The organism is Marinobacter denitrificans, from assembly GCF_008795955.1.
GTDB lineage: Bacteria > Pseudomonadota > Gammaproteobacteria > Pseudomonadales > Oleiphilaceae > Marinobacter > Marinobacter denitrificans.
In genome coordinates this window covers 933856-956218 of the sequence record NZ_VMHN01000001.1, presented here as the reverse complement: position 1 = coordinate 956218, position 22363 = coordinate 933856, and the positions used below count along the sequence as shown (strand labels likewise).

Annotated in this window: 18 protein-coding genes and 1 tRNA gene; 18 read left to right on the top strand and 1 reads right to left on the bottom strand. The window is 57.6% G+C overall.

What is annotated here, in order from left to right:
• Positions 1-39: 39 nt before the first annotated feature.
• The 6 genes from dnaK to greA all read left to right on the top strand — a co-directional run bounded on the left by dnaK (position 40) and on the right by greA (position 9164).
• Positions 40-1965: a molecular chaperone DnaK gene (dnaK, locus tag FO268_RS04440; protein WP_150990159.1), complete on the top strand. Its 1926-nt coding sequence runs from the start codon at positions 40-42 to the stop codon at positions 1963-1965.
• A 78-nt stretch (positions 1966-2043) separates the two neighbouring features.
• Complete coding sequence (gene dnaJ, locus FO268_RS04435; RefSeq protein ID WP_150990155.1) at positions 2044-3171, top strand: molecular chaperone DnaJ; 1128 nt, start codon at positions 2044-2046, stop codon at positions 3169-3171.
• Between the two features lie 11 nt (positions 3172-3182).
• Entirely contained in the window at positions 3183-3992 is an 810-nt protein-coding gene (dapB, locus tag FO268_RS04430) for a 4-hydroxy-tetrahydrodipicolinate reductase (protein WP_227716222.1), read from the top strand.
• A gap of 348 nt (positions 3993-4340) precedes the next feature.
• The gene (gene carA / locus FO268_RS04425; protein ID WP_150990152.1) at positions 4341-5465 is read left to right on the top strand and encodes a glutamine-hydrolyzing carbamoyl-phosphate synthase small subunit; all 1125 of its coding nucleotides are present in this window, start codon (positions 4341-4343) and stop codon (positions 5463-5465) included.
• On the top strand, positions 5465-8680 hold the full coding sequence (gene carB, locus FO268_RS04420; RefSeq protein WP_150990149.1) for a carbamoyl-phosphate synthase large subunit: 3216 nt from the start codon (positions 5465-5467) through the stop codon (positions 8678-8680). Before carA ends, carB begins: the two co-directional genes overlap by 1 nt.
• 4 nt (positions 8681-8684) lie before the next feature.
• Positions 8685-9164: a transcription elongation factor GreA gene (gene greA / locus FO268_RS04415; RefSeq protein ID WP_150990146.1), complete on the top strand. Its 480-nt coding sequence runs from the start codon at positions 8685-8687 to the stop codon at positions 9162-9164.
• Positions 9165-9248: 84 nt separating this feature from the next.
• Here the strand turns inward: greA and yhbY are convergent, their stop codons facing one another.
• Positions 9249-9560, bottom strand: coding sequence for a ribosome assembly RNA-binding protein YhbY (gene yhbY, locus FO268_RS04410; RefSeq protein WP_137437277.1), 312 nt, complete (start codon positions 9558-9560; stop codon positions 9249-9251).
• Positions 9561-9716: 156 nt separating this feature from the next.
• Here yhbY and rlmE point away from each other — a divergent pair, with 156 nt between their 5' ends.
• The 12 genes from rlmE (at position 9717) to truB (ending at position 22340) form a co-directional block, all read left to right on the top strand.
• Positions 9717-10337, top strand: a complete 621-nt coding sequence (gene rlmE, locus FO268_RS04405; RefSeq protein ID WP_150990143.1) for a 23S rRNA (uridine(2552)-2'-O)-methyltransferase RlmE — start codon at positions 9717-9719, stop codon at positions 10335-10337.
• A 154-nt stretch (positions 10338-10491) separates the two neighbouring features.
• Positions 10492-12435, top strand: a complete 1944-nt coding sequence (gene ftsH / locus FO268_RS04400; RefSeq protein WP_263645053.1) for an ATP-dependent zinc metalloprotease FtsH — start codon at positions 10492-10494, stop codon at positions 12433-12435.
• Between the two features lie 93 nt (positions 12436-12528).
• Positions 12529-13362 (top strand): dihydropteroate synthase, encoded by an 834-nt coding sequence (gene folP / locus FO268_RS04395; RefSeq protein ID WP_150990139.1) that lies wholly within the window; start codon positions 12529-12531, stop codon positions 13360-13362.
• Positions 13359-14702 carry a phosphoglucosamine mutase gene (gene glmM, locus FO268_RS04390; RefSeq protein ID WP_150990135.1) on the top strand — a complete coding sequence of 448 codons (1344 nt, stop codon included), beginning with the start codon at positions 13359-13361 and terminating at the stop codon, positions 14700-14702. The genes folP and glmM overlap by 4 nt, the downstream gene beginning before the upstream one ends.
• An 86-nt stretch (positions 14703-14788) precedes the next feature.
• Entirely contained in the window at positions 14789-15547 is a 759-nt protein-coding gene (tpiA, locus tag FO268_RS04385; protein ID WP_150990132.1) for a triose-phosphate isomerase, read from the top strand.
• Between the two features lie 57 nt (positions 15548-15604).
• On the top strand, positions 15605-15979 hold the full coding sequence (secG, locus tag FO268_RS04380; protein ID WP_150990128.1) for a preprotein translocase subunit SecG: 375 nt from the start codon (positions 15605-15607) through the stop codon (positions 15977-15979).
• Between the two features lie 7 nt (positions 15980-15986).
• Positions 15987-16071: transfer RNA gene (locus FO268_RS04375), tRNA-Leu, on the top strand.
• Between the two features lie 333 nt (positions 16072-16404).
• Positions 16405-16866, top strand: coding sequence for a ribosome maturation factor RimP (gene rimP / locus FO268_RS04370; RefSeq protein ID WP_150990125.1), 462 nt, complete (start codon positions 16405-16407; stop codon positions 16864-16866).
• Between the two features lie 41 nt (positions 16867-16907).
• Complete coding sequence (gene nusA / locus FO268_RS04365; protein ID WP_150990123.1) at positions 16908-18401, top strand: transcription termination factor NusA; 1494 nt, start codon at positions 16908-16910, stop codon at positions 18399-18401.
• Positions 18402-18418: 17 nt separating this feature from the next.
• Positions 18419-20986, top strand: coding sequence for a translation initiation factor IF-2 (gene infB, locus FO268_RS04360; RefSeq protein ID WP_150990120.1), 2568 nt, complete (start codon positions 18419-18421; stop codon positions 20984-20986).
• Positions 20986-21423, top strand: a complete 438-nt coding sequence (gene rbfA, locus FO268_RS04355; RefSeq protein WP_150990117.1) for a 30S ribosome-binding factor RbfA — start codon at positions 20986-20988, stop codon at positions 21421-21423. Before infB ends, rbfA begins: the two co-directional genes overlap by 1 nt.
• On the top strand, positions 21420-22340 hold the full coding sequence (truB, locus tag FO268_RS04350) for a tRNA pseudouridine(55) synthase TruB (protein ID WP_150990114.1): 921 nt from the start codon (positions 21420-21422) through the stop codon (positions 22338-22340). Before rbfA ends, truB begins: the two co-directional genes overlap by 4 nt.
• The last annotated feature ends 23 nt before the right edge of the window (positions 22341-22363 follow it).

The window sequence follows — 22363 nt, the reverse complement described above, 5'->3', positions numbered from 1 at the left end:
AGCCGGAACTGAATTGAACAATCGAATTGGAGTGTTTACATGAGCAAGATTATTGGTATCGACCTGGGAACCACGAACTCCTGTGTGGCCATCATGGATGGCGACAAGGTCAAGGTTATCGAGAACGCCGAGGGTGATCGCACCACCCCGTCTATCGTTGCGTACACCGAAGACGGTGAAACGCTGGTAGGTCAGTCTGCCAAGCGTCAGGCGGTTACCAACCCGAATAACACCCTGTACGCCATCAAGCGGCTGATCGGCCGTCGTTTCGAAGACGACGTGGTCCAGAAAGACATCAAGATGGTGCCCTACAAGATCGCCAAGGCAGACAACGGCGACGCCTGGGTTGAAGTGAAGGGTGAGAAGATGGCGCCGCCGCAGGTATCTGCGGAAATTATCAAGAAGATGAAGAAGACCGCCGAAGACTACTTGGGCGAGAAAGTAACCGAAGCGGTTATTACCGTACCGGCCTACTTTAACGACAGCCAGCGTCAGGCCACCAAAGACGCCGGCAAGATCGCCGGTCTGGATGTGAAGCGGATCATCAACGAGCCGACCGCTGCTGCCTTGGCCTATGGGCTGGACAAGAAGAGCGGCGATCGCACCGTGGCCGTTTATGACCTGGGTGGTGGTACCTTCGATATTTCCATCATCGAGATTGCCGACGTGGACGGTGAGCACCAGTTTGAAGTGCTGGCCACTAACGGCGACACCTTCCTCGGTGGTGAAGACTTCGACATGAAGCTGATCGAATACCTTGCCGATCAGTTCAAGAAAGACAGCGGCATTGACCTGCGCGGTGACTCACTGGCCATGCAGCGTCTGAAAGAAGCGGCCGAGAAAGCCAAGATCGAGCTGTCCAGCAGCCAGCAGACCGACGTTAACCTGCCATACGTTACGGCAGATGCCAGCGGTCCCAAGCACATGAATGTGAAAGTGACCCGCGCCAAACTGGAGTCACTGGTTGAAGAACTGGTTGAGCGCAGTCTCGCTCCATGCCGCACTGCGTTGGAAGATTCCGGTGCCAAGATCGGCGAAATCGACGAGGTAATCCTGGTCGGTGGTCAGACTCGCATGCCGATGGTTCAGGAGAAGGTGAAGAATTTCTTCGGTAAGGAAGCGCGTAAAGACGTGAACCCGGACGAAGCCGTAGCCATGGGTGCTGCCATCCAGGCGGCCGTGCTTTCCGGTGACGTGAAGGACGTTCTGCTTCTGGACGTAACCCCGCTGACCCTGGGTATCGAAACCATGGGTGGTGTGGCTACGCCGCTGATCGACAAGAACACCACGATCCCGACCAAGAAGTCGCAGACCTTCTCCACTGCGGATGACAACCAGACTGCCGTGACTATTCACGTGGTTCAGGGTGAGCGTAAGCAGGCTGCACAGAACAAGTCACTGGGCCGTTTCGACTTGGCCGACATCCCGCCGGCACCTCGTGGCGCACCGCAGATCGAAGTCACCTTCGACATTGATGCCAACGGTATCCTGAATGTGTCGGCCAAAGACAAGGCGACCGGCAAGGAGCAGTCCATCGTGATTAAGGCGTCTTCTGGTCTGAATGACGACGAGATCGAGAAGATGGTCCGCGACGCGGAAGCCAATGCCGACGAAGACCGCAAGTTCGAAGAGCTGGTCCAGGCACGTAACCAGGGTGACGCGATGGTTCACACCGTACGCAAGACCCTGGCCGATGCCGGTGACAAGGTGTCCGACAGCGAGAAGGAGTCTATTGAAGCCTCTATCAAGGAGCTGGAAGAAGCTCTGGCCGGATCCGACAAGGACGATATTGAGGCCAAGACCCAGAAGCTGACAGAAGCATCTTCTGAAATGGCCCAGAAGATGTACGCGGAACAGGCAGAGCAGGCGCAGCAGGCCGGGGGCGAAGAAACTGCTCAGTCCGGCTCCAGCGACGACGCTGTGGATGCCGAGTTTGAAGAAGTCAAAGATGACGACAAGCGATAAAACTTAAGATCATCAGGCAGTTGGAAAACGCGGGAGCTCTCCCGCGTTTTCCTCGTTTTACCAACAGGGTTTTAGAGCATGGCCAAGCGCGATTATTACGAGATTCTCGGGTTGTCCCGGGAAGCGGATGAAAAAGAGATCAAGCGAGCCTACCGCAAGCTCGCGATGAAGTATCATCCTGACCGGAATCCGGATGATGAGGACGCCGATCACAAGTTCAAGGAAGCCAGTGAGGCTTACGAGATACTGTCGGATTCCTCCAAGCGTGCGGCTTACGACCAGTTTGGCCACGCCGGCGTGGATGGCTCGGCCGGTGGTGGATTCGGGGGCGGCGGTGGTGCCAGCTTCTCCGACATTTTTGGTGATGTGTTTGGTGACATCTTTGGTGGCGGTGGCCGGGGGCGCACCAGCCGAGGTGCGGACCTGCGCTACACCCTGGAGCTGGATCTTGAAGAAGCCGTGAAAGGCAAAACCGTTCAGATCCGTATTCCCGGTCATTCCGAGTGCGAAACCTGCGATGGCAGCGGTGCGGAAAAAGGTTCCCGCCCGGAAGCCTGTGGCACCTGTAACGGTATGGGTCAGGTCCGCATGCAGCAGGGCTTCTTTACGGTGCAGCAGGCATGTCCCACCTGCCGCGGCTCTGGCAAGGTTATCAAGAATCCGTGCAAGACCTGTCACGGCGCTGGCCGTGTTCAGGAAGAGAAAACGCTCTCGGTCAAGGTGCCGCCAGGAGTGGACACTGGTGATCGCATTCGTCTGTCTGGCGAAGGCGAGATGGGTGTTGATGGCGGTCCGCCCGGGGATCTGTATGTACAGATTGCCGTTCGCGAGCACTCCATCTTCACCCGTGATGGCCGCAACCTGTACTGCGAAGTCCCCATCAGCATTGTCGACGCAGCCCTTGGTGGCGAGCTGGAAGTGCCCACCCTTGATGGCCGCGTGAAACTGAAGATTCCACCGGAAACCCAGACCGGAAAACTGTTCCGCCTGCGTAACAAAGGCGTCAGCCCCGTTCGTGGCGGACCGTCCGGCGATCTTTTGTGTCGGGTTCAGGTAGAAACACCGGTTAATCTCACCAAGCGCCAGAAAGAGTTGTTGGAAGAATTCCAGGCAACTCTGGATAGCGGCGGTGGTAACCAGCACGGACCGCGGAAGAGCTCCTGGTTTGAAGGTGTGAAAAGTTTCTTCGACGAAATGAAATTCTGAGGACAGGTGACATGGGCGACATAAGGGTAGCCGTCATCGGCGCCGCAGGACGGATGGGCAAAGTACTGATCGAAGCCGTTGACGGCACTGAAGGTCTTCAGCTTGGCGCGGCCATTGTCGAGCCAGACAGTAGTCTCATAGGCGCGGACGCCGGCGAAATGACCGGCATCGGCAAAACCGGCATCAAAATGGCGGGCAGCCTGGCTGAGGTGAAAGGCGATTTTGATGTACTTGTCGACTTCACCTTCCCGGATCTGACTCTTGAGAACGTCGAGTTTTGTAAAGCCAACGGCAAGATGATCGTTATCGGTACCACCGGCCTGACCGACGCCGAAAAAGAACAGCTTGCCCTGGCCGCCGAACAGGCTCCCGTGGTCTTCGCCCCCAACATGAGCGTAGGCGTCAACGTCACCCTCAACCTGCTGCGCACCGCCGCAGCTGCGTTAGGTGACGACTACGACGTGGAAATCATAGAAGCCCACCATCGCCACAAGAAGGACGCCCCGTCCGGTACCGCTTTGCGCATGGGTGAAGTGGTTGCTGATGCCCTGGGTCGTGACCTGAAAGAATGCGCCGTCTATGGCCGCGAAGGTTTCACCGGCGAGCGTACCCGCAAGGAAATCGGGTTTGAAACCATCCGTGCCGGGGATGTAGTGGGTGATCACACCGTCATGTTCGCCACCGAGGGTGAACGCATCGAAATTACCCATAAGGCGAGCAGTCGAATGACGTTTGCCAAGGGGGCGATGCGGGCAGCACTGTGGTTGGAAGGCAAGCCTGCCGGATTGTATGACATGCAGGATGTGTTGGGGTTGAAGTAAGGTTGCAGGCAAACTCTGAGGCTATTGGCTGGAGCTCCTTCCCCGGGAATGTCTTCGGCCATGGAGGGCCGAAGTCAAGCGCACAAGGATGTGCTCGTAGCGTTTCCCGGGGAAGGAGCTCCAGCCAATAGCCGGTGTTGCATATAGCGACAAGCAAGATTTCGCATGGACACAAAGCCCCAGATTTCTTACAATAGGGCGGTTTAACTGCACCAAGCGTAGCTTTGACAACGCTCTATAGAAAAAGCGGGACGGAGTTCAACTCCCTCTCGCTTTTTTGCGACCTGAATTTGCGCTTGCGTTCCTGTTCGTGACGAACCTGTACGCCACTCGATGAGGATACAAGCCTTGAGTACACCAGCCATCCTTGCACTCGCAGACGGAAGCCTGTTTTGCGGCACCGCCATTGGCGCTGAAGGGGAAACCAGCGGAGAAGTGGTGTTCAACACCGCTATGACCGGTTACCAGGAAATCCTGACCGACCCGTCCTACTCCCGCCAGATTGTAACCCTCACCTACCCCCACATCGGCAACACCGGTGTGAACGAAGAAGACATCGAATCCGATCGCGTACAGGTTGCCGGCCTGATTATTCGCGATCTGCCTCTGCTGGTGAGCAACTGGCGGAGCACCGGCTCGCTTCAGGATTACCTGCGAGACAACAACATCGTTGGCATTGCCGATATCGATACCCGCCGTCTTACCCGTATTCTGAGGGACAAGGGTTCCCAGAACGGCGCGGTGGTTGCGGGCACGAACGCAACAGCCGAGCGTGCACTGGAACTGGCCAACGCCTTTCCCGGGCTGAAGGGTATGGACCTGGCAAAAGAAGTGACCTCAGAGAAAACCTGGACCTGGAGCCAGAGCGAGTGGAGCATCGAAAGTGGCTACGGTGAGCGCACCGAATCGAAGTTCAAGGTCGTCGCCTGGGACTACGGCGTAAAGCTCAACATCCTGCGCATGCTGGCCGGCCGGGGCTGCGATATCACGGTGGTGCCGGCTCAGACCCCGGCGTCAGAAGTCTTGGCGATGAATCCGGACGGCATATTCCTGTCCAACGGCCCCGGGGACCCGGAGCCCTGTGACTACGCTATCACCGCCATCCGCGAAGTGCTGGAAACCGAGATTCCGGTATTCGGCATCTGCCTTGGTCATCAGTTACTGGCTCTGGCCAGTGGTGCGAAGTCCGTCAAGATGGGGCACGGCCACCACGGCGCCAACCATCCCGTCCAGAACCTGAAAGATGGTACCGTGATGATTACCAGCCAGAACCACGGCTTCGCGGTGGATGAGGCCAGCCTGCCAGACAATCTGGAGGCCACCCATAAATCCCTGTTTGATGATTCCCTGCAGGGAATTCGTCGTACCGACAAGCCAGCCTTCAGTTTTCAGGGCCATCCGGAAGCCAGTCCGGGCCCCCACGACGTGGCGCCGCTGTTTGATGAATTTATTCGCCTGATGGAGGCACGTTAATGCCGAAGCGTACCGACATTAAAAGCATTCTGATCCTGGGTGCCGGCCCCATCGTGATCGGCCAAGCGTGCGAGTTTGACTACTCTGGAGCCCAGGCCTGCAAGGCTCTTCGGGAAGAGGGGTACCGGGTTATCCTGGTTAACTCTAACCCGGCCACCATCATGACGGACCCGGTCATGGCCGATGCCACTTACATCGAGCCCATCACCTGGAAAACCGTCGAGAAGATCATCGAAAAAGAGAAGCCGGATGCACTGTTGCCCACCATGGGCGGCCAGACTGCACTGAACTGCGCGCTGGATCTGGAAAAACATGGCGTGCTGGATAAGCACGGCGTTGAGATGATTGGCGCCAATGCTGACACCATCGACAAGGCTGAGGACCGCGACCGTTTCGACAAGGCCATGAAAAAGATCGGCCTGGAATGCCCGCGTGCCACCATTGCCCATTCCATGGCGGAAGCCTGGGAAGTGGCCGACGATATCGGTTTCCCCTGCATCATCCGCCCGTCGTTTACCATGGGCGGATCGGGCGGCGGTATCGCGTACAACCGTGATGAATTCGAGGAGATCTGTACCCGTGGTCTGGATCTGTCGCCGACCAACGAGCTGTTGATCGACGAGTCCCTGATTGGCTGGAAAGAATACGAGATGGAAGTTGTCCGCGACAAAAACGACAACTGCATCATCGTCTGCGCCATCGAGAACTTCGATGCCATGGGTGTGCACACGGGCGACTCCATTACCGTGGCGCCGGCCCAGACCCTCACCGACAAGGAATACCAGATCATGCGCAACGCCTCGCTGGCGGTGCTGCGTGAAATCGGTGTGGAAACCGGCGGTTCCAACGTGCAGTTCGGGGTGAACCCGGATAACGGCCGCGTCGTGGTCATTGAAATGAATCCCCGGGTCTCCCGCTCTTCCGCGCTGGCTTCGAAAGCCACCGGCTTCCCGATCGCCAAAGTGGCGGCGAAGCTGGCGGTGGGTTATACACTGGATGAGTTGCGTAACGAGATCACCGGCGGTGTTACGCCGGCCTCCTTCGAGCCCAGTATCGACTATGTCGTTACCAAGATTCCGCGGTTCACCTTCGAAAAGTTCCCTCAGGCGGATGCCCGTCTGACCACCCAGATGAAGTCCGTGGGTGAGGTGATGGCAATTGGCCGTACCTTCCAGGAGTCCCTCCAGAAAGCCATGCGTGGCCTGGAGGTGGGTTCTGACGGCTTTGAAGAGCAAGTGGATCTGAGCACCACAGATGGTCAGGAAACGCTCACTCAGGAGCTCAATGTGCCGGGCGCCGAGCGTCTGTGGTACATCGGTGATGCCTTCCGTGCCGGTATGTCCGTGGACGATGTGTTCCGCAACACTCACGTGGACCCGTGGTACCTGGTTCAGATCGAGGATCTGATCAAGGAGGAGAACGCTCTCAAGTCCGCAGGCAAGGCCGATATAGATCGCGACACCCTGTTCCGCCTCAAGCGCAAGGGCTTCTCGGATGCTCGGTTGGCTTCGTTGCTGGGCCTTTCTGAGGCCAGCCTGCGTAAGCTGCGGCATGACATGAACATCCGCCCGGTGTACAAGCGGGTGGACACCTGTGCCGCAGAGTTTGCCTCCTCTACCGCCTATATGTATTCGTCCTATGAGGAAGAGTGTGAGGCGGATGCCTCTGACCGTGAGAAAATCGTGGTCATCGGTGGCGGCCCCAACCGCATCGGCCAGGGCATTGAATTCGACTACTGTTGTGTTCATGCCGCGCTTGCGATGCGTGACGATGGTTACGAAACCATCATGATCAACTGCAACCCGGAAACGGTGTCTACTGATTACGACACCTCGGACCGCCTCTACTTTGAGCCGATCACCCTGGAAGACGTGCTGGAAATCATCAATGTCGAAAAACCAAAGGGTGTAATCGTCCAGTACGGCGGCCAGACCCCGCTGAAACTGGCCCGAGGCCTGGAGGCGGCCGGCGTGCCCATTATCGGTACCAGCCCGGATGCCATTGACCGCGCAGAAGATCGGGAGCGGTTCCAGCAGATGATTGGCCGCCTTGGTCTCCTTCAGCCGGAAAACGCGACTGTGCGCAGCCACGAGGAAGGCATCGTGGCGGCCCGTGAGATTGGTTATCCACTGGTGGTTCGCCCGTCCTACGTATTGGGTGGTCGTGCCATGGAGATCGTTTACGACGAAGAAGAGCTGGTCCGCTACATGCGCAATGCGGTACTGGTCTCCAACGACAGCCCGGTATTGCTGGACCACTTCCTGAATGCGGCCATTGAGGTGGATATTGATGCCATCAGTGACGGCAAGGATGTGGTCATCGGCGGTATCATGCAGCATATCGAGCAGGCCGGCGTTCACTCCGGTGACTCCGCGTGTTCTCTGCCACCTTACACGCTGCCGAAAGACGTGCAGGACGAGATGCGCGAAGCTGTGCGCAAGATGGCCATCGAACTGGAGGTCATTGGCCTGATGAACGTCCAGTTGGCCTGGCAGGACGGACGGATTTACGTTATTGAAGTGAATCCCAGGGCTTCCCGCACTGTGCCGTTCGTGTCCAAGGCCATTGGTGTGTCGCTGGCCAAGGTGGCCGCGCGGGTCATGGCTGGCAAATCACTTGCCGAGCAGGGCTTCACCCAGGAAATCGTCCCGGCTTATTATTCCGTCAAGGAATCGGTATTCCCGTTCAACAAGTTCCCGGCTGTGGACCCCATTCTGGGGCCGGAAATGAAATCTACCGGTGAGGTAATGGGCATTGGTGACAGCTTTGACGAAGCTTTTGCCAAGGCGGCTCTGGCCTCTGGTGAGCGCCTGCCGATAAAAGGAACGGCCTTTATGTCAGTTCGTGACGTCGATAAGCCCGGTGCCGCCAAAGTGGCGCAGGATCTGGTCGACGCCGGGTTCAAAGTGATCGCCACCACCGGTACCGCCAAGGCTCTGAAAGAAGCCGGTATTACTGTTGACCGGGTGAACAAGGTGCGGGAAGGGCGTCCGCACATTGTGGATGCCATCAAGAATGGTCAGGTTCAACTGATTATCAACACCACCGAAGGGCGCAAGGCCATTTCAGATTCGGCCCAGATTCGCCAGTCTGCCTTGCAGTCCAAGGTAACCTATACAACGACCCTGGCGGGCGGAGAAGCGTTCTGCAGGGCAATCATGTTTGGCCCTGAGCGCACTGTGCGCCGTCTTCAGGATCTACACGCAGGAAAGTAAGACTATGGCTGACAGAGTACCCATGACAAAGGCGGGTGAAATCCGCCTCCGTGACGAGCTTAAGAAACTGAAGTCCGAAGATCGTCCCCGGGTGATCGCTGCTATTTCCGACGCCCGTGAACACGGCGACCTGAAAGAAAACGCGGAATATCATGCGGCCCGCGAACAGCAGAGCTTTATCGAAGGCCGCATCCAGGAAATCGAGGGCAAGCTGTCCGCAGCTCAGGTCATCGACGTCAACACCATCGAAAACACCGGCAAGGTGATTTTCGGAACTACGGTGCGTCTGCTCAACGTGGATACCGATGAGCAGGTAACCTACCAGATCGTTGGTGAAGACGAGGCTGATATCAAAGCCGGCAAGCTGTCGATTTCCTCGCCCATTGCCCGGGCCCTGGTGGGCAAGAGCGAGGGCGACGTGGTGGCGATTCGTGTGCCCTCAGGGACGGTTGAGTACGAGATCGAGCAGGTAGAACACATCTGAAGCCAGGGATGCCTTCGGGCACAAAAAAGCCGGCGGGGCTGACCCCGCCGGCTTTTTGCTTTGTCTGCCTGTGGTTCCAGTGGCTCAGTGCTTCTGGCGCAGGAGGTTGGAAAGCTTCGGGTTGGGCTTCTTCGCCCGGCGCATGATGACGGCTATCTTGCCGATGGTCTGTACCAGTTCGGCGCCTGAGGCCTCGCACAGGGCGGCTACCGCTTCCTGGCGGGCTTCCCGGTCCTGGCTGGCTACCTTGATCTTGATCAGTTCGTGATCGTTCAGGGCGCGCTCAAGCTCTTCCTGAAGCCCTTCTGTCAGGCCCTTGTCGCCAACAATGATGACTGGCTTCAGGTTGTGGGCGATGCCCCGGTACTCCCGGCGCTGTTCTGGCGAAAGACTCATTATGTAATCTCTTTATGGATGCAATTAACAAATCGTCAGCGGCGAAATAGCGGACGATTCCGTATAATTGCTGGATTGTAACAGATCGCCCGGCCGGTGAAATGGCAGTTACCACGTATCCAGGTGCAGAGGCAGAATGTTTATCGGAGGTAGGTTTTGGCCCGTTCGAAAACCAGTGATCGCTGGCTGAAGGAACATTTCGACGACGTCTGGGTCAAAAAGTCCCGGGAAGACGGTTATCGCTCCCGTGCCAGTTATAAGCTGATTGAGCTTGATGAAAAGGATCGGCTGTTCCGGCCCGGTCAGATTGTTGTGGATCTGGGTGCGGCCCCTGGTGGCTGGTCACAGGTGGCTGTGGAGCGGGTTGGCGATAAGGGCGTGGTTATTGCCAGCGATATTCTGGAAATGAGCCCGCTGGCCGGTGTGGAGTTTGTCCATGGGGATTTTACGGAACAGTCAGTGCTGGATGAATTGCTGGAATTAATGGGTGACCGGCGGGCTGACGTTGTAATTTCGGATATGGCACCCAATATGAGTGGTATGGCGGCAGTGGATATCCCTAACGCCATGGGCCTGGTGGAACTGGCGCTGGATATGGCGCAGCAGGTGTTGAAGCCGGGTGGCGTGTTTGTCGCCAAGGTCTTTCAGGGAGAGGGATTTGATACTCTGCTGGCCGAAATGCGTAAAAGTTTTGCCACCGTGGTCAGCAGGAAGCCTGACTCCTCCCGTGCACGATCGAGGGAGATTTATCAGGTGTGTAAAGGATTTAAGGGCTGACCCGCCCGCAGAACGGAAATGGCCGTGGGACTGATGCCCAGGCAGTGGTCGATACGGATAGGCCGTTTCTGGTGGACGGGCGTACAATTGGTGTAAGGTGTCAGAAAAGGCTTTCTCCTGACGGGGCGATCCTTCAATTCACAGGTGATGATCCTTGAACGATATGGCAAAAAATCTGGTTCTCTGGCTTATTATAGCCGCCGTACTGCTGATGGTGTTTCAGAATTTCACTCCCACCACCAGCGGCCAACAGGTCAATTATTCGCAGTTCGTGGAAATGGTGCAGGACGGGCAGGTCCGTCAGGTAACCATCGACGGCTTGCAGGTTCAGGGTGTCCGTGGTGACGGATCCCAGTTCCAGACCATCAGGCCCCAGCTGGCTGATGAAAAGCTGATGGACGATCTGCTGGCCAACCAAGTGGAAGTTATCGGCAAGGAGCCAGAGCGCCAAAGCCTCTGGACCCAGTTGCTGGTGGCTGCTTTCCCGATCCTCATTATTATCGCGCTGTTCGTATTCTTCATGCGACAGATGCAAGGGGGTGGCGGCGGCAAAGGGCCCATGTCCTTTGGCAAGAGCAAGGCCCGCCTGATGAGCGAGGATCAGATCAAGACTACCTTCGGCGATGTTGCCGGTGTGGATGAGGCCAAGGAAGACGTCAAGGAGCTGGTGGATTTCCTGCGGGATCCCAGCAAGTTCCAGCGTCTTGGCGGCAGCATCCCCAAGGGCGTACTGATGGTAGGGCAGCCGGGTACCGGTAAGACGTTACTGGCCAAAGCGATTGCCGGCGAGGCCAAGGTACCGTTCTTCTCGATTTCCGGTTCGGACTTCGTGGAAATGTTCGTGGGCGTGGGTGCTTCCCGTGTCCGTGACATGTTTGAACAGGCCAAGAAGCAGAGCCCCTGTATTATCTTCATCGATGAGATTGATGCGGTCGGTCGCCATCGTGGTGCCGGCATGGGTGGTGGTCACGACGAGCGTGAGCAGACCCTGAACCAGTTGCTGGTTGAGATGGACGGCTTTGAGGGCAATGAGGGCGTAATCGTAATTGCTGCCACCAACCGTCCGGACGTTCTGGATCCGGCGCTGCTGCGCCCGGGTCGCTTTGACCGCCAGGTGGTGGTTGGTCTGCCGGATATTATCGGCCGTGAACAGATTCTGAAAGTGCACATGAAGAAAGTGCCGCTATCTGATGGCGTCGAGCCGAAGCTGATCGCCCGTGGCACACCCGGCTTCTCTGGTGCCGATCTGGCTAACCTGGTCAACGAGGCAGCTCTGTTCGCGGCCCGCCGCAACCAGCGCCTGGTTTCAATGGAAGAATTTGAGCTCGCCAAAGACAAGATCATGATGGGTGCCGAGCGCAAATCCATGGTCATGAGCGAGAAAGAGAAGCGTAACACCGCCTATCACGAATCAGGTCACGCCATTGTAGGGCGTTTGGTGCCTGAGCATGATCCGGTTTATAAGGTCAGTATTATTCCCCGCGGCAGGGCACTGGGTGTCACCATGTTCCTCCCGGAGGAGGACAAGTACAGCCACAGCAAGCGCTTCCTGATCAGTTCTATCTGCAGTCTGTTCGGTGGCCGTATCGCCGAAGAGCTGACTCTCGGTTTCGATGGTGTCACCACCGGAGCTTCCAACGACATCGAGCGGGCAACGAGCCTGGCTCGCAACATGGTTACACGTTGGGGGCTGTCTGAAAAGCTCGGCCCGCTGCAGTACGATACGGATAGCGAAGAGCCATTCCTGGGCCGCTCCGCCGGTCAGGCGCAAACGGTGTACTCTCCGGAAACGGCGCAACGGATTGACGAGGAAGTTCGCAACATCATTGACAGCTGCTACGAGAAAGCGCGTCAGTTGCTGATCGATAACCGCGAAAAGCTCGACATGATGGCCGATGCCCTGATGAAGTACGAAACCATTGATCGTCACCAGATTGACGACATAATGGAAGGGCGCGAGCCCCGTCCGCCGAAAGGCTGGGGTGATAGCGGTCCATCCGGGGGCGTACCGGCCGATGAGCCGGAGCAGGAGTCTGCTCCCAAAGGCGCTGACGATGGGCGTCAGCCCGGCGTTGGCCGCCCGGCCGGTGAACACTGACCCGGCGTAATGCCGCGGCAACGATCACTAATCCAATTACGCCGCCCCGGCCGGGGCGGCGTTTGTTTTTGCAGGACGCACTAAAGGTCGCTTATGCAAATGAACTTCGCGGGCCGAATACTGGATATGTGCGGCTGCCACGTTATGGGCATACTCAACGTGACGCCGGACTCCTTTTCCGACGGCGGTCGTTTTAACAAGGTAGATGCCGCCCTGGCCAGGGCCCGCGACATGGCGGAACACGGCGCGGTTTTTATAGATGTCGGTGGTGAATCCACGCGGCCCGGGGCAACACCTGTGTCCGTGGAAGAAGAGCTGGAGCGGGTTTGCCCGGTGGTAGAGGCCATCACCAGCGAACTTGATGTTATCGTCTCGGTGGATACCAGTTCACCCCAGGTGATGGCCGAGGTGGCCAAGCTGGGCGCAGGTATGATCAATGACGTCAGGGCGCTGCAGCGAGAAGGGGCGCCCGAGGCGGTAGCCCGGTCCGGGATTCCGGTCTGTGTGATGCATATCCAGGGAGAGCCCGATACCATGCAGGTCGATCCGCGCTATCGCAATGTACGGCGAGAGGTCAGTTCGTTTCTGACCGAGCGAATGCGGGTTGTGGAGAAGGCCGGGGTGCTGCCTGAGAACATTATCCTGGATCCCGGTTTTGGTTTTGGTAAATCCCCCCAGCATAATCTGCAGCTTCTGGCCTCGCTGGAGCAGCTGCAACTGCTGGGGCATCCGGTGCTGGTGGGCATGTCCCGCAAGAGTATGCTGGGGCATATTACCGGTCGTGACGTCAGCGAGCGCTTGCCCGCAAGCCTTGCTGCCGCGACAATAGCTGCGATGAAGGGCGCGTCGATTATCCGTGTCCATGATGTCAGGGAAACAGTTGATGCCGTTAAAGTAGTAATGGCAATGGAGGAAGCTGGGCGATGAGTGAGAGAAAATACTTCGGCACGGATGGTATACGGGGCCGTGTGGGTGAATACCCGATTACACCGGAATTCATGCTGCACCTGGGCTGGGCTGCAGGCCAGGCATTCAAGCGTGACGGTCAGCGCAACAGTGTACTGATCGGCAAGGATACCCGCCTTTCGGGCTACATGTTTGAATCTGCCCTGGAGTCAGGCCTGTCAGCGGCCGGGGTGGATGTGAAACTGCTTGGCCCCATGCCAACGCCGGCTATTGCCTACCTGACGCGCACATTCCGAGCCTCCGCGGGCATTGTAATCAGCGCTTCCCACAACCCGCACCACGACAATGGCATCAAGTTCTTTTCGCCTGAGGGTACCAAGCTCGATGATGCCCTTGAGGCCGAGATCGAACGCTGGCTGGACCGGCCGATTGAAGTATGTGATGCCAAGGAGTTGGGCAAGGCTTTCCGCGTGGATGATGCGCCGGGTCGCTACGTGGAGTTCTGCAAGAGCACGGTGCCAAACGAATTTTCCCTTGAAGGCCTGCATATTGTACTGGATTGTGCTCATGGGGCGACCTATCACGTAGCCCCCAAGGTGTTCCGCGAACTGGGCGCGAAAGTTTCGGTGGTTGGCGCCGATCCGGACGGGCTGAACATCAACCTCAATGTCGGCTCGACGCACCTGGATACCCTTAGCAAGACCGTCCTGGAGAAAAAGGCGGACTTGGGAATCGCCTTTGATGGCGACGGCGACCGGGTATTGATGGTGGATTCCGACGGTTCGGAAGTCGATGGCGATGAGTTGCTGTACGTGATTGCCACCCAGCGCCATGCCGCCGGTACGCTAAAAGGCGGCGTTGTGGGCACGTTGATGACCAATCTGGGCGTTGAACTGGCCCTGAGGGAGCAGGGTATCGATTTCGAACGCGCCAAGGTGGGCGACCGTTACGTGATGGAAAGGCTGATCGAGCGGGGCTGGCTGCTGGGCGGTGAAGGTTCCGGCCACATGGTGATCCGTGACTGCACCGGCACAGGCGATGGCATCGTTTCAGCGTTGCAGGTGCTCCTCGCGATCAGCCGTGCCGGCACTTCGCTGGCTGAGGTTCGCGAGGGTATGAGCAAGTTGCCCCAGAAAATGATCAATGTGCGGGTAGACAAGCGCTTTGATCCGCTGGGGCGCGAGGATATCGTGAGCGCTGTGACAGCGGCCGAAGCGCGTCTTGGCGGTGGTGGCCGGGTGCTGTTGCGGGCCTCCGGTACTGAGCCGCTGATCCGGGTAATGACCGAAGGGCAGGATGAGTCGGAAATTGTAAAGATTGCCGAGGAACTTGCTGTTGTTGTGGAGAATTCCCGGGCCTGACTTTGTGCCCGGGTGCAGTTGTCTGCCGCAAAAGACTGCTGTATAGTTCGCCCTCCCTCGAGTCAGGGCCGAATCAGGGGTTTTTTATGCGCCGTAAGATCGTCGCCGGAAACTGGAAGATGAACGGGTCGAAAGACCTTGTGAGTAGTCTGGTTGGCCAGGTCTGGTCAGAGCTGGCATCGCTTGATAATGGTGTGGAGGCTGTTATTATTCCTCCCGCCCTGTTTGTTGGCGATGTTATCAGGCAGTCTGGCGGAGAGATTGCCGTTGGCCTCCAGAATGTTGCTTGCTGGGATTCAGGCGCCTACACCGGGGAAATATCCGCGGGGATGGCCAAGGATGCCGGATGTGATTTTACCCTTGTGGGGCATTCAGAGCGCAGGCAACTGTTCGGCGAAACCGACGAACAAGTAGCGGTCAAAGTCGCCAGGGCATTGGCGTCAGGGTTGGATGCAGTAATATGCGTCGGCGAGACCCTGGAGGAGCGCGAAGCCGGTGCTGCCGTGGAAGTTGTCGCGGCTCAGGTTCGAGGAGCGGTTGCGAATGTCGGGTCCGGGCAGTGGCAGCAAGTTGTGATCGCCTATGAGCCGGTATGGGCCATAGGGACCGGGAAAACTGCCACCGCTGAAGATGCCCAGGCCATGCATGCTGCGGTCAGGGCCGAGTTGAAGTCCCTCGGGGCTCCGGCAGAAGAGATATCCCTGCTTTACGGCGGCAGTGTAAAAGCGGATAATGCGGCCGCACTTTTTGCTCAGCCGGACATCGACGGTGGCCTGATTGGCGGAGCATCGTTAAACGCAAAAGATTTTGTGAGTATTTGCCGGGCAATGCCGGGCAAATCCTGAAAGATAAAGATTCGCGAAAGCCATTGGCGCGAGTCATCTGGTTATTAGAGAGACATTATGGATTGGGTCGAAACACTGGTTGTCGTTATCCACGTGGTCATCGCGGTGGCGCTGGTGGGTCTTGTGCTGATTCAGCACGGCAAGGGCGCCAATGCAGGCGCTGCGTTTGGTGGCGGCGCCTCCCAGACGGTATTCGGTAGCGAAGGTAGCAGCAGCTTTCTGGTTCGTGCGACTACCTTGCTCGCCATTGTATTTTTTGTAACAAGTTTTTCGCTGGCTGTATTCGCCAAGCAGCGTGCCGAAGTGGCAGGGGAGGCAGGTATTCCTGTAGTTCAGGAATCCCGTTCCGATGCCGGGCATGCTGAGGGTGAGTCGGCAGATGAAGGCGAAGCCGGGCGCGGGGATGAAAATGAACTCCCCGAGCTCGAGTAAGAGTGTTGCCCGGGTGGTGAAACTGGTAGACACGCTATCTTGAGGGGGTAGTGGCGAAAGCCGTGCCGGTTCGAGTCCGGCCCCGGGCACCATACTAGAAGAAAAACGGCTTGGAATTACCAGGCCGTTTTTTTTGGTCAGTCCTTGACCAGTAAGGCCGGCGTCTCTATACTCCGGCGGATATTGGAGCAGGCTCCGGGCACAGGTTGTCCAGTCGGTTCCAGGCAGGCCAGGTGTCTGTCAGCAGGGGAGTTTTCAGTTTTTGGTTATCCTCTGCGAGTTCTTGCAACAAAGGGCCCCAAATTGTCAGGGGCTTTTTGATTAAGGGGCCTGGCGCATCAGGCCCTGGTGCATAAAAAGGGCTGATCAACAGCCCTTTTTTTGTTTTTGGGGTCGAAAAAACGAGTAACGGAGACCGAATAACCTTGTCAGCCAAGTTGAAGCAGCTGGAAGAAATACTCAGGCCGATTGTGGAAGGTCTGGGCTACGAATTCTGGGGCATTGAATTCCGCTCCCAGGGACACCATTCCCTGTTAAGAATATTTATTGACGATGCCGAGAATGGCATCGGCATTGAAGACTGTGAAAAAGTCAGTCGCCAGGCGAGCGGCGTGATGGATGTGGAAGACCCCATTCAGACAGAATATACCCTGGAGGTTTCCTCTCCGGGCATGGATCGGCCGTTGTTCCGACTGGAGCAGTATGAGGCATTCGCCGGCCATCAGGTCCAGATCAAATTACGGATGGCATTCGAGGGGCGTCGCAAGTTTCAGGGCCTGATCAAGGGTGTTGAGGGCGAGGACGTTGTCGTGGTTGTAGATGATCACGAGTACCTGTTGCCATTCGATAGCATCGAGAAAGCCAACATCGTTCCGGCATTTGAATAAGTCAGTGGACGCAAAGTTTATTTTAAGGGCAGGGCAATCCAATGAGTAAAGAGATCTTGCTGGTGGTTGAATCCGTCTCGAACGAAAAGGGTGTCGAGAAGGATGTGATCTTTGAAGCAATCGAGCTGGCGCTCGCCACCGCTGCCAAAAAACGTTATGACGACGAGGAAGCCGATATCCGGGTGTCCATTGATCGGCGCACCGGTGAATACGAGACTTTCCGCCGCTGGCTGGTAGTTGATAACGACGCCGTTCCTGCTCTTGGCACTGAGCTGACCATGCAGGAAGCCGAGGAGATCGACGAGAACCTGCGGCCGGGCGATATTCACGAAGAAAAAGTGGAGTCTGTTGCTTTCGGACGTATTGGCGCCCAGGCAGCCAAACAGATTATTTTCCAGAAAGTGCGGGAAGCCGAGCGCAGCAAGATCGTCGACAGCTACCGTGACCGGGTGGGTGAGCTGGTTTCCGGTACCGTAAAGAAAGTGACACGGGACAACGTCATCGTGGATCTGGGTGCCAACGCTGAAGCCCTGCTGCCCCGGGAACATCTGATTGCGCGCGAGACTTTCCGCATGGGTGACCGGGTTCGTTCCCTGCTGCAGGAAATTCGCACCGATCATCGCGGCCCGCAGTTGATCCTGAGCCGTACCGATCCGCAGATGCTGATCGAGTTGTTCCGTATCGAGGTTCCGGAAATTGCCGAAGAACTGATTGAAATCCGTGGTGCTGCACGGGACCCGGGTTCCCGCGCCAAGATCGCGGTGAAAACCAACGATCGCCGGATTGACCCGGTAGGTGCCTGTGTCGGCATGCGTGGTTCGCGCGTGCAGGCAGTGTCCAATGAGCTGGGTGGTGAGCGTGTTGATATCGTGCTCTGGGACGACAATCCCGCGCAGCTGGTTATCAACGCCATGGCGCCTGCAGAAGTAGCGTCCATCGTAATGGACGAGGACCGGCACACGATGGAAGTGGCTGTCGCCGAGGATAATCTGGCGCAGGCCATCGGCCGTAACGGGCAGAATGTGCGTCTGGCGACCGAGTTGACAGGCTGGACACTGAACGTGATGACCGAGGAAGAGGCCGGGCAGCGTCAGGAACAGGAATACAACACCTTGCTGGAGCATTTTACCGGCAATCTGGATGTGGACGAGGAGTTTGCCGGCGTTCTCATCGAGGAAGGGTTTACTTCTATTGAGGAAGTGGCGTACATCCCCATGGAGGAGATGCTCGCAATTGAAGGGTTCGACGAAGAAACTGTCACGGAATTGCGTCGCCGCGCCAAGGACGCCCTGCTGAACCAGGCCCTGGCCAGCGAAGAGGCACTTGAAGGCGCGGAACCCGCAGAAGATCTTCTGGCAATGGACGGGATGGACCGGGGCCTGGCGTTCAAGCTGGCCGGTATGGGTATCCGTACCATGGAAGATCTTGCAGAGCAGTCGGTTGATGACCTGATCGACATTGAAGGTATGGAAGAAGAGCGTGCCGGCCAGTTGATTATGGCTGCACGCGCCCCCTGGTTTGAAGACCAGGCTTAATCGGGAGGAGGACCAGTATGGCTGATGTAACGGTAAAACAACTGGCCGCAGATGTAGGCGCTCCCGTGGATCGTTTGCTGCGACAGATCGTGGAGGCTGGCCTGAAAGCCCGCTCCGAAGAGGACTCTGTCACCAGCGATGAGAAGCAACAGTTGCTGACCTATCTGAGAAAAAATCACGGTGAGAGTGAAGTGGAACCGAATAAAATCACTCTCAAGCGCAAGACAACAACCACGCTGAAAGCGGGCCGTGCAAAAACGGTCAATGTTGAGGTTCGCAAGCGCCGTACGTATATCAAACGCGCCGAGCTGGAGCCGGAAGCGGTCAAGCAGGAAGAGGCCGCCGAGCAGGCAGCTGCGGCCCCGGCCCCGGAAGAAACAATTGCAGTAACGGCTGAGCAGGCTGTGCCGGCGGACACGCCGAAGCCGGAAACGCCGGTTGCAGAGGCTCCCGCGGTAGAGTCGTCGGGCGAGTCGGACGAAGTGAAACCGGAAGAAAAAGGTCAGCCTGAAGTGGCTGCCGAGCCGGAGCCGGTTCCCGCGCCGGAAGATATGCCGATCCCGCCGCCTGAAGAGGGCGAAGGCAAGGATCGCAAGCCGAAGAAAAAGAAAGAAAAAGCCCGTGAGCGCGGCGACGAGCCGGACGAGGGCAAGCCCAAGAAGAAGTCTGCAGGGCATCGCGGCCCGCGTAATCGTCCGGTTGAGGAACCTCTTGTTATTAATGAGGAAGAGGAAGACACCACGCTGCGCAAGCCACTTCGCGCGAAAAAGAAACCCAAAGAGAAGCGTCACGCTTTCGAGAGGCCGACCAAGCCAATGGTAAGAGAAGTCGATATTCCCGAGACGATCACCGTGGGTGAACTTGCCCAGCGAATGGCCGTCAAGTCAGCCGACGTCATCAAGAAACTGATGGGCATGGGGGTAATGGCGACCATCAACCAGGCCCTGGATCAGGAAACTGCAGTTCTGGTCACCGAAGAGCTCGGTCACAAGGCCAAGACGGTCAGCGAGGACGCGTTCGAGGAAGAGGTTCTGAGCGAATTTGCCTTCGAAGGCAAGCAAAAGACCAAGCGTGCCCCGGTCGTCAGCGTGATGGGTCACGTCGACCACGGCAAGACCTCGCTTCTGGACTATATCCGTCGCACCAAGGTGGCGTCAGGCGAGTCCGGTGGTATTACCCAACACATCGGCGCCTATCATGTGGAAACCGATCACGGCATGGTCTCTTTCCTGGATACCCCTGGTCACGCCGCCTTCACGGCCATGCGTGCCCGCGGCGCCCAGTGTACTGATATCGTTATCCTGGTGGTGGCGGCCGATGACGGCGTGATGCCCCAGACCAAGGAAGCGGTACAGCACGCCCGCTCCGCCGGCGTGCCCATTGTTGTTGCCATAAATAAGATGGACAAGGAAGAAGCGGATCCTGACCGTATCAAGACCGAACTTGCTGGTATGGAAGTGATTCCGGAAGACTGGGGCGGCGACGTCCAGTTTATTCCGGTATCCGCTCACACCGGCGATGGTATTGATGATCTGCTTGAAGCGCTGTTGCTCCAGGCCGAAATCCTTGAGTTGGAAGCTTCTCCGGATGCACCTGCCAAGGGTGTGGTTGTCGAGTCCAGCCTGGAACGCGGTCGTGGCTCTGTAGCCACCGTGCTGGTACAGAACGGAACGCTGCGTCAGGGCGAGATGGTTGTTGCCGGTTCTTTCTTCGGTAAGGTTCGCGCCATGACCGATGAAGCCGGTAAGCAGGTCAAGGAAGCCGGGCCCTCCATTCCGGTGGAAATCCTCGGTCTGAACGGCACGCCGAACGCCGGCGACGAGTTCTTTGCTGTCGCCGACGAGAAGAAGGCGAAGGAACTGGCGGAATTCCGCCAGGCCCGCGAGCGGGAGCAGCGTCTGCACAGACAGCAGGCGGCCAAGCTGGAGAACCTGTTCGAGAATATGGGCAAGGACGAGGTCAAGACCCTCAACGTGGTTCTCAAGACCGACGTTCGTGGTTCCCTCGAAGCTATCACCAAATCTCTCCAGGACCTGGGTAACGACGAGGTGCAGGTCAAGATTGTATCCTCAGGCGTTGGTGGTATAGCCGAAACAGACGTGAGTCTGGCCATGGCAACCAATGCGGTCATCTTCGGCTTCAACGTGCGTGCCGATACGGCTTCCAAGCGTCTGGTGGAACAGGAAGGTCTGGATCTGCGTTACTACAGCATCATCTACAACCTGATTGATGATGTGAAAGCGGCCCTGACCGGCATGCTTGCACCGGAATTCCGCGAGGATATTGTGGGTATCGCCGATGTGCGTGACGTCTTCCGCTCACCGAAGTTTGGTCAGGTGGCCGGCTGCATGGTGATTGAGGGCACGGTATACCGTAACAAGCCGATCCGCGTTCTGCGTGACAATGTGGTTATCTTCGAAGGCGAGCTGGAGTCCCTGCGTCGCTTCAAGGATGACGTACCCGAAGTCCGGAACGGCATGGAATGCGGTATCGGTGTTAAGGGATACGATGTGAAGGTCGGCGACCAGATTGAGGTGTTTGACCGAGTCCGCGTCGAGCGCAAGCTTGAGTCTACGGGGGCCTGATGCCAAGAGAGTTCAGCCGGATTGATCGCATTGGCGATCAGATGCAGCGTGAGCTGGCCCAACTCATCCAGCGGGAGGTCAAAGACCCGCGGGTGGGTATGGTCACGGTCAATGCCGTCAAGGTAAGCCGTGACCTGGGTTACGCTGATATCTACGTGTCCCTGCTCACCACCGAAGAGCTGACCGAGGAGTCGCCGGAAGTGCGCGACTCCCTGGCAGTACTGAACAAGGCTTCCGGCTTTCTGCGTGGGCAGATCGGCCGCGCCATGAAGTTGCGGGTGACGCCCCAGCTGCGTTTTCACTTCGACTCGCTGCTTGGGCACAGCCGCCACATGGACAACCTGATTCGCGAAGCTGTTGGCGACAAGCCTGCGGTTGATCGGGATGCTGAAGCTGGTGACGAGCGTTCTTCCGATGATCAGGAGCGAGACGTTTGAGTCGTCGCCGTAAAGGCCGTGACGTAAACGGTATCCTGGTGATCGACAAGCCGATGGATATTACGTCCAATGGTATTCTCCAGCAGGTGAAGCGTCTGTTTGGCGCGGCCAAGGCCGGCCATACCGGCGCACTGGACCCGCTGGCTACCGGGGTGTTGCCGCTGTGTTTCGGCGAAGCGACAAAGTTTTCCCAGATGATGCTGGACAGCGATAAGGCTTACATCGCTACGGCGCGTTTGGGTGTGCGCACTGAAACCGGTGACAGTGAGGGTGCGGTGGTGGCTGAAAAGCCGGTACCAGCCGGGCTGGATGCTGAAACCCTGGAGCCGGTCCTTGACCAGTTCCGTGGTGAAATCCAGCAGGTTCCCTCCATGTATTCCGCGCTCAAGCACAAGGGCCGGCCGCTGTACGAGTATGCACGGGAAGGCATCGAAGTGGAGCGCCCGTCACGCCCGGTCACTATCTACGAACTGAAACTCCTGGAAGTGCGTGAGGCCGAGATCGACATTGCGGTCAGTTGCACAAAGGGCACCTATATCCGTTCGCTGGTGGAAGATATCGGTGAGGCCCTGGGCTGCGGTGCCCACGTAACGGCCCTGCGCCGCACAATGGCTTCGGGGTTCACTCTGGCGGATGCTGTTGAGGTCACCACCCTGGAATCCATGCGTGAACAGGGCGAAAGTCTGGATGGCCTGCTGGTGGCCCCGGATGCCGCGCTGTCCATGTTCCCGGAGCAGGAACTGGAACGCAGCGCACTGGTATCGATATTGAACGGACAACCGGTTAGAATGTCTGGTCAGCCAGCCGAAGGTTACGTTCGCCTCTACGGCAACGGGCGCTTCGTAGGACTGGCAGAAGGATTCCCGGAAGGGGAGGTCACCAAACTGGTGCCTCGCCGTCTGGTGAAGAGTGGCTGACAACCGTTTTTTAATGGTTGTAG